Genomic DNA, 8,457 nt, shown 5'->3' on the forward strand with positions numbered 1-8,457 from the left:
ATTAAAAAGATTTAGGAGTTTTTATGTATTTTTCATCTTTTGTAACCACGTTACAACACACAGGTAATGTGACTATGCGGTTACTACAGCAAAGCGATATGCCCATAATTTGCCAGTGGCTTACACTACCTTACGCCCATTTTTGGGGTATGAGTAAACACACCCCCGAGCAAATGTGCAGCGCCTACCAAGATATAATTAACAACCCGCACCATCATGCCTATGTTATTGAGCAAAATAATGAGCTGCTTGCCTTAGTTGAGCTTTACAGCCCAAAGCACGACAAGCTACTCGCAGCTGCCTATGAGGTAATGCCAAACGATACCGGCATGCATATTTTACTTGCCCCAAATACACAGCCTAAACGCCATTTTAGTTTTGAAATAATGCAGTGCGTATTGCACAGTATTTTTACTCATAATGCCGATGCACGCGTAGTAGTAGAGCCCGATATTGCCAATAGTAAAATTCATAGCTTAAATAAGCGTTTAGGCTTTGTGCATACTAAGCAAATAACCCTTGGTGATAAAAACGCCTACCTTGGATTTTGTAATAAAGCTGCATTTGAAACGCACGTTAATTTACATCACAAAGCGCAAACGCCAATAAACACCGACTATGTAAAGTTTGACCACTGGCAGTGGGCTAACAGGCACTTACAAAGTAAAGCCATTAGCGAACTGGTACACGAGCGCTTATTGGTTGCAGAGCAAACCCCACAAGGTTTTAAAGTAAATATTGAAGGGGGTTATTTTATATTTAATGGCCGTGCTATGGCGCTTAATCACATAGATATAGACGAGCCAAGCTTATGCTTTTATAACCTTAACAACGAGCAAGCAGAGCTTGATGTACTGCACTTTTTTAGCGTGCAAGGCCCTGCGCTGGGTTTAACTGGCGAGCGTTTAGCCACCTACCTTGAAGAGCTTAACGCCACACTTGCCAGTGCCTGTTATAAACGCGAAAACAACACCCTTAGCGCAGCCGAACTTGCGCAATTAGGGCTGCAACAAATAGAGGCTGCAATGAGCGAAGGCCACCCTGCGTTTGTGGCTAATAATGGCCGAATTGGTTTTAGCAAAAGCGACTTTTTACGCTATGCGCCAGAGGTGGGTAAACCGTTTAAAGTGCTGTGGTTAGCGGCGCACAAAACAGTATGTGATTTTGCTTATAGTGAATACTTTAGTGATTACCCAAGCCATATTAGTGGCGAGCTTGATTTAACCACTCGTAATGCGTTTAACAAAGCGCTAAAAACGCAAAACCTAAACCCCGACGACTACCTATTTATGCCTGCCCACCCGTGGCAATACCAACATAAATTAAGTGTGGTGTTTGCCAACGAGTTTGCCAATAACCGTTTAGTGTATTTAGGTGAAGGCGACGATTTATATCAAGCGCAACAATCTATTCGCACGTTATATAACTGCTCACACCCGCATAAGCCGTATTTAAAAGTGGCGCTGTCTATTTTAAATATGGGTTTTATGCGCGGGCTTTCGCGCGCTTATATGGCGGTAACCCCGGCTATAAATGATTGGGTATTTAATAAAGTAAACTACGACCCCGCGCTCAGTGCGTGCAATTTTACTGCACTAAGAGAGTACGCCACCTTAGGGTATGCGCATCATACCTTTGAGCAAAGCGCATTGGGCGATACACCGTATCGTAAAATGTTTGCCTGTTTATGGCGCGAAAACCCAAACCATAACTTACAAAATAATGAGCAGCTCACCACCATGGCCGCACTACTGCACCTAGATAACGACGGTAAAAGTATGGCAGGTGCATTAATAGATCAAAGTGGTTTAAGCACACATGCTTGGCTGCAACACTATTTTAACGCCTATCTTATTCCGTTAGTGCATTGTTTTTATGCCCATAAATTAGTGTTTATGCCGCACGGCGAAAACCTTATTTTAAAACTTAAAAATTCAGTCCCTGTGGGCGCTTACATGAAAGACATAGGCGAAGAAGTCGCGCTGCTTAATAGCACTGAACCTTTACCTGATGAGGTTTCGCGTATTCATATTGCTATGCCAAAAGAGCTTGAATTACTGAGCATATTTACCGATGTATTTGACTGCTTTTTTAGATACCTAGTGGCTATTTTAGTAAGAGAAGAGCGCATTACCGAGCACGACTTTTGGCACGGCGTTGCGCAAAGTGTTAAAGCGTATCAACAGGCTAACCCTGCCTTAAATGCGCGTTTTAAAGAGTATGACTTTTTTAGTGATGAATTTGCACACTCTTGCTTAAACCGCTTGCAGCTTGGAAATAATAAACAAATGGTTGATTTAACCGACCCAGCAGGCAGTTTACAGTTTGCCGGAAGTTTAAATAACCCGGTATCGGCAAAGTTGTATGGCTAAGCCTGTAACCCTTGCGTACTTTTTATTTTGCCCAAATGAGCCAGCTACTGCGGCTCATCCAAGCTTAGATTTAGTGCGCACATTAGCGATTCATTGCAAGGCGCACTACCCACATGCGCCTGGGCAATTTATTAGTCGGCATTTATATTTGCAGCTTTGTTGGCAAACTATTTATGCCTATTGTTATTGGTATACGTGTAAACACAACGCGCATAGTCCCATGCAATTACAGCTTAAAATTAATGGCGCTTATAGCCGAGGGTTTAACCTCAGCGGTGCGCCTATATTAAGTAAAGCCGAGCAAAACACTGCACTTATTGAGTTTATTAGCTGTGTAGGTAAGTGGATCAATACAGATTATGCGCTGGGTGAAAAAGAGCAAGGGCGCTTATTAATCGACACCCTTAACAGTGCATTTGAGCGCGCACATAGCTTAAATTTAGCAAGCGCTGATCACACTACACATTGCCATCAACAGCTACACAATTTAATCAGCAATCACTTTAATTTAAACAGCCCATTTAAATTAACGGCCGATCGCTTAACGTGCTGTCGTTATTATTTAGCTGGTTACAGCAAATGCCAAACCTGCCCTAAAAAGGATATTAAAACCAATGAACACACGTCTTAAAACGATAGACCTTGCCCGAGGTGCGAGCGTTTTTATTATGATTTTGGTACACACCCTATGGATGTACTCGAGCACAACGCTTCAAAGTGAGAACCTATTTGGTGCTGTTATTCATATACTTGGCAAAGGCACAGCCTCGTTTTTGGTGGCAATGGGGCTGTCTATGGCGCTTTCGCGCAGGCAAACCCCCATGTTATTAATTAAGCGTGGTATACAGCTTTTACTCCTTGCGTATTTGATGAATGTGGCAAAGTTTTGGCTACCCATTGAGGTATTTAATACCATGCCCGAGGCATTTATAAATGCCTATGGCTGGCAAAGCCCGCTCAGTGCTGGGCAGTTACAATTTATGGTGTTAACCGGTGATATTTTACAACTTGCTGGGGTGAGCTTAGTGCTGTTTGGCGCGCTTAATATTGCCCGCTGGAAAACCCCATGGATTGCATGTTTAGCCATGGCTATTGCACTTGTAAGCCAGTTTGTTAGGGGGCAGCAGTTTGCGCTTTCGCCTTACATTAGCGATTTGTTTTTTGCTAATAACTACCAAGTTTATTTTCCGGTATTTCCGTGGGTAAGCGCTATATTAACGGGGTATGTGCTTGGGCGTGTATATATAAATAGCCAACATAATGCAGCGTATTTATTTAATGTGTGTGCAAAGTTAGGGGCCGCATTATTAGTGATTGGTTCAGTGTGGTTATTTATTGATTTTAAAGGCCAGTTTGGCAACTTTTTTCACTTAAATGGCGGCGGTATTATTTATTTAGTGGGTTTAAATTTATGTGCATTAGCCTTAATAGAATATGCCATTGCCAATAAATTTAATGGCCTTATTACACGCGCTCTTTTATATGCGAGCAAACATGTAACGGCCCTTTACATTATTCAATGGGTGCTAATTTGCTGGCTTATGGGCGTGTTTGGTTATCATACCCAGTCGTTTTGGCCAACGTTGTGCTTAATGGTACTTATGAGCTTATTAACCTTTGCAGTGCACAAAGTGTATTTGCAAGCTAAGCAAACCATATTCGCTATTAAGCAAAAGCCTAAGCGCACAGCATAAACTGTAAAGGGGCTTTACGGGCGCAGTTACACGCGCCCTAGCCGGCCTTTATTGCTTCAATTACTGTGTTCATGCGCTTTGCCATTGGCCTATTTCGGTGATGGCATACATAAATATTTTCACTAATCGGATTAGCTAAATGGTGCGTTTTAATAAGCGCAGGTTTATTAAATGCGCTAACAGCATGCGCAGGTAAAACCGTAAAACCTAGCCCTAAACTGACCGGCTCCAGTATTAAACTTATTTGGTTAGAAAACCCCGTGCGCTTAATTTGATCAACATGCTCAAACTCGCTGTAGTTTTCGCTAAGTAATAGCTGCGCGTGGTGTTTTGCATCGGGATGGCCAATAAAGCCAAGCTCACATAAAACCTCCCATGTTGGGTTTTTAATATGTGTGGGGGTTACTAATAATAAAGCTTCTTGGCCAATTTTGTGGCTGGTAACTTCGCTAAGCGTGGGGGCTTGGGTTAAAAAGCCTATGTCGGCACTGTGGTTTGCCACCGCTTGCTCTACACTGGTATTAGGTGCAAAGCGATAATCAATATTAAGCTCGGTATGCTCAGCCTGTAATGCTAATAATTGGCTATAAAATTGTAGCCCACAACTACCAGGCGATTGTATTTTTACTAGGCCGCTGTAAGGCGAGTCATCTTTTAATTGTTGTTCTAAAAATTGCCATTCTTTTAATAACAAACTGCCTTGCTGATACAAGTTTTGCCCATGCACGGTAAGGGTAAATTGTTTGCCGTGGCGCTCTAATAGCGCGCAGTTTACTTGCTGCTCTAGCTTTTTAATGTGCTGACTTACGCCCGATTGGGTCATAAAAAGACGCTCGGCGGTTTGGGTAAAATGATTTACCTCAACCAAAGTACAAAACGTATTTAACCATGTTGGATTTATCATTACAAAACGTACTCAAAACGATGATTAATGATAATTTTACTTAATGTTAGTCGATTCGTAAACTAACTCCATCAACTAGCCACAAGATAAGTCACAAGTTAAAGAGGGAGCATTATGAGTCATACATATCCACGTAGTTTTTCGCACATTGGTATTTCGGTTCCCGACGTTGAAAAAGCAGTCGAGTTTTACACTAAGGTGATGGGCTGGTACACCATAATGGAGCCTACCGTGATCACTGAAGATAACAGCCCCATTGGCGAAATGTGTACCGATGTATTTGGCCCAAATTGGGAAAAATTTAAAATAGCGCACCTTTCAACAGGCGACCGTATTGGTGTCGAAATTTTCGAATTTAAAAACCAAGAAAACCCTAAAGACAACTTTGAATACTGGAAAACCGGTATCTTTCATTTCTGTGTACAAGACCCAGATGTTGAAGGCTTAGCGGAGCGTATTGTAGAAGCTGGCGGTAAAAAACGTATGCCAGAGCCACGTTACTACTACCCTGGCGAAAAGCCGTACCGCATGATCTACATGGAAGACCCATTTGGTAACATCCTTGAGATTTACAGCCACAGCTACGAGCTTATTTACAGCGCAGGCGCTTATTAAACGTAGCTAATTTAAAAAAGTTTAGCTAAAAACAAAGGCCGCAGTATTTATTTACTGCGGCCTTTTTGTTTTAAATAGACTTGTAGATTATTAATTTGGCTAATATTGGGTGTATAAAAATCAATATCTTCATTTGATTGATTATAGGTACATACACTGATAGCTTACTAATTGCACAAAGTTGTTCTAAAGGAAAAACATGAATCTGTCACTAGAAGACATCACCGCCGATAACTATGAAGCCATATGCGAATTGGATGTTACTAAAACGCAAGAAGAATACGTAGCGTGTAATATGTGGTCGTTAGTTGAGGCGCACTACAATAGCGGGTATACCTGTAAAGCGATTTACTTAAATGCTCTGCCAGTTGGCTTTCTTATGTGGGTACAAGAAACCCCTGCAAAGGTTTCTATTTGGCGCTTTATGGTAGATCAAACTCATCAAAATAAAGGCATTGGGCGCAAAGCACTGGCTATGGCAATTGAAGAGATTAAAACGATTTCTAAGCTTGAACAAATCGAGATTTGTTATAACCCGCAAAATCCTGTTGCTAAAAACTTTTATTCAAGCTTCGGGTTTGAGGAAGTGGGCCTCGATGAGGATGACGACGATATGTTAGCGATTATTAAGCTATAATTTTAATTATTAAAAAGGGATTTTTATGAAGCATCTTATTACTGGTTTAGTTGTACTTTGCCTATCTTATTCGGCTCATGGTAATGAAAAAACAGCGCAAAATTTTATTACTGTTTTTAACGAGGGTTCTCAGAGTGAAGTTATTGAGTACCTCTCAAATAATATGTCTCAGAGTAGAATAGAGACCTACGGCCTTGATGCTTATGTTGGAGTGTTTTTAAACGAGAAAAATACTTATGGAAAACTAAAAGTATTAGAGTACCTACCAGAAAAAAATAATAATGATCGTATACGTGTTATTTCTCAAAATAATAACTTTGAGTATGAACTTGTTATAAATAAACAAAGTTCTCCTCCTCACAAAATTAACTACAGCAGTTTTAATGATGTTGAGTTAAAAAATATAAAAAATGCTTCACTCACCCCAAAAAGCTTTAGCCAAGAATTAGCGCAATTTATTGATAACTTAGATAATAACAACGCGTTTTCTGGTGCTGTATTAGTCGCTAAAGGCCAAAATGTTTTATTTCAAAAGGCGGTAGGTTATGCCAGCAAAGAGTGGCAGGTTAAAAATAATTTAGAGACTAAGTTTTCTTTAGGCTCTATGAATAAAATGTTTACCGCTATAGCGGCGTTGCAACTTATTGAAAAAGGCAAACTCAAGCTCGACGATAAGCTAGTTAACTTTGTAGATAAAAGCTGGCTTCCTGAAGGCGATACAGATTTAATTACTGTTAGGCACCTTTTAACGCACACATCAGGATTAGGTAACTTTTTTAATGAAGAATTTAATGCCAGCAACAAAGAGGCATATCGAGACCTTTCAGCTTATAAACCCCTAGTGGCAAGTACCCCTCTTCTTTTTAAACCTGGCACACGAAACCGATACAGTAATTCAGGAATGCTAATGCTTGGGCTTATAGTTGAAAGTGTAACTGAGGAGTCTTACTACAGTTATGTAGATAAGCATATTTATAAAAAAGCGGGTATGCAAAATTCGGGGAGCTTTGCACTAGATGATGTAAACAATAACCTAGCAACGGGTTATTTAAAGCGAATGCATAGTAGCGGCTGGGTGAATAGTATTTACACCAGAGCTATTAAAGGCAGCCCTGCCGGTGGAGGTTTTTCGACGGTTGGGGACTTACACCGTTTTTCTTTGGCGTTAACACAATTTAAATTATTAAATAAAGAGTTAACACAAGCAGCTTATAGTGAAAAAACACAGTATAATTCAGCGCCTTGGTATGGTTATGGTTTTTCAGTCGGTGGAACCGATACTAATCGAGTTATAGGGCATGGCGGTGCATATTTAGGTGTTGATGCGCGGTTAGATATACATTTAGACGATGACTTCATTGTTGTTATTTTAGCTAATCAGTCAGATGTAGTGTCACCGGTAAGAAGAAAAATCAATGAATTGATTTCTAGCTATAAGCCGTAACAAATTTCAAATTGGAGTAACAGCCATCATAAGGCCATTTGCAGAGAACGACTTTTTAGCCGTTCAAAATATTTATCAGCAAGGTATTGATACCGGCAACGCGACTTTTCAAACTAAAGCTAAAAATTGGGAGCAATGGAATAGTTCTATGCTCAACTGTTGTCGTCTTGTTGCAGTTGAGGATGAAAAGGTGCTTGGCTGGGCCGGGTTATCTGCGGTTTCTAGCCGTGAGGTTTACTCGGGCGTTGCCGAGGTAAGTGTATATGTTGCAAACCAAGCCCAAGGTAAAGGCTTGGGGCAGGCACTGCTTAAAGCACTCATTAATGAGTCAGAAAAAAGCGGTATATGGATGCTACAAGCCAGTATATTCCCTGAAAATACTAATAGTATTGCTTTACATGCTCGCAATGGTTTTAGGCCGGTTGGAAATCGAGAGAAACTAGGTAAATTAAATGGTGTGTGGCGCAATGTAGTTTTAATGGAAAGGCGAAGCGCCATAGTGGGTTTATAATCACACAAACAGCGCAATAAGTACGTATGTGCCTTTGATTAGTATTAAACCATATTAGTGGCCATTGTGGCCGCCGAAAAAACTAATCATTAAAGCAAAATATCTTGCCAATTATTATCAATATTTTAAGTTGTTGAGTGACTAAATAGTGCCCAGACTGTGTGAAAACTCTGATCACCTTTTGGTCTAAGTATGTTCTGCTTATGATCTATTAATCTATACATTTAGTTCACTTAATATACTGATGTTTATATAATTAGACTATTGATTCAGTTGAGGG

The 8,457-nt window shown here is 40.4% G+C and carries 8 protein-coding genes; 7 read left to right on the forward strand and 1 reads right to left on the reverse strand.

The features are described 5' to 3' along the window. Nucleotides 1-23: 23 nt before the first annotated feature. From PSI06_RS13850 to PSI06_RS13860, 3 genes are read left to right on the forward strand one after another with little or no spacing between them, the layout of a single operon-like run. A complete protein-coding gene (locus PSI06_RS13850; RefSeq protein ID WP_273604505.1) occupies nt 24-2,372 on the forward strand; it encodes a GNAT family N-acetyltransferase in 2,349 nt (782 codons plus the stop codon). Further along, nucleotides 2,365-3,003, forward strand: coding sequence for a hypothetical protein (locus PSI06_RS13855; RefSeq protein WP_273604506.1), 639 nt, complete (start codon nt 2,365-2,367; stop codon nt 3,001-3,003). Before PSI06_RS13850 ends, PSI06_RS13855 begins: the two co-directional genes overlap by 8 nt. Continuing rightward, a complete protein-coding gene (locus PSI06_RS13860) occupies nt 2,987-4,066 on the forward strand; it encodes a heparan-alpha-glucosaminide N-acetyltransferase domain-containing protein (protein ID WP_273604507.1) in 1,080 nt (359 codons plus the stop codon). Before PSI06_RS13855 ends, PSI06_RS13860 begins: the two co-directional genes overlap by 17 nt. Nucleotides 4,067-4,103: 37 nt before the next feature. On the opposite strand, the gene PSI06_RS13865 is transcribed toward PSI06_RS13860, so the two are convergent. Continuing rightward, on the reverse strand, nt 4,104-4,970 hold the full coding sequence (locus PSI06_RS13865) for a LysR family transcriptional regulator (RefSeq protein ID WP_273604508.1): 867 nt from the start codon (nt 4,968-4,970) through the stop codon (nt 4,104-4,106). 114 nt (nt 4,971-5,084) lie between these two features. On the opposite strand from PSI06_RS13865, the gene PSI06_RS13870 reads away from it, so the two are divergent. From PSI06_RS13870 to PSI06_RS13885, 4 genes are all read left to right on the forward strand, one after another. After that, nucleotides 5,085-5,585, forward strand: coding sequence for a lactoylglutathione lyase family protein (locus PSI06_RS13870; RefSeq protein ID WP_273604509.1), 501 nt, complete (start codon nt 5,085-5,087; stop codon nt 5,583-5,585). Between the two features lie 199 nt (nt 5,586-5,784). Next, entirely contained in the window at nt 5,785-6,222 is a 438-nt protein-coding gene (locus PSI06_RS13875) for a GNAT family N-acetyltransferase (RefSeq protein WP_004586276.1), read from the forward strand. Nucleotides 6,223-6,247: 25 nt separating this feature from the next. After that, nucleotides 6,248-7,666 carry a serine hydrolase domain-containing protein gene (locus tag PSI06_RS13880; protein WP_004586275.1) on the forward strand — a complete coding sequence of 473 codons (1,419 nt, stop codon included), beginning with the start codon at nt 6,248-6,250 and terminating at the stop codon, nt 7,664-7,666. A gap of 28 nt (nt 7,667-7,694) precedes the next feature. Next, nucleotides 7,695-8,177, forward strand: coding sequence for a GNAT family N-acetyltransferase (locus tag PSI06_RS13885; protein WP_029771869.1), 483 nt, complete (start codon nt 7,695-7,697; stop codon nt 8,175-8,177). Nucleotides 8,178-8,457 lie beyond the last annotated feature (280 nt).

The organism is Pseudoalteromonas sp. GABNS16E (genome assembly GCF_028598715.1).
In the GTDB taxonomy this organism is placed as follows: Bacteria; Pseudomonadota; Gammaproteobacteria; order Enterobacterales; family Alteromonadaceae; genus Pseudoalteromonas; species Pseudoalteromonas atlantica.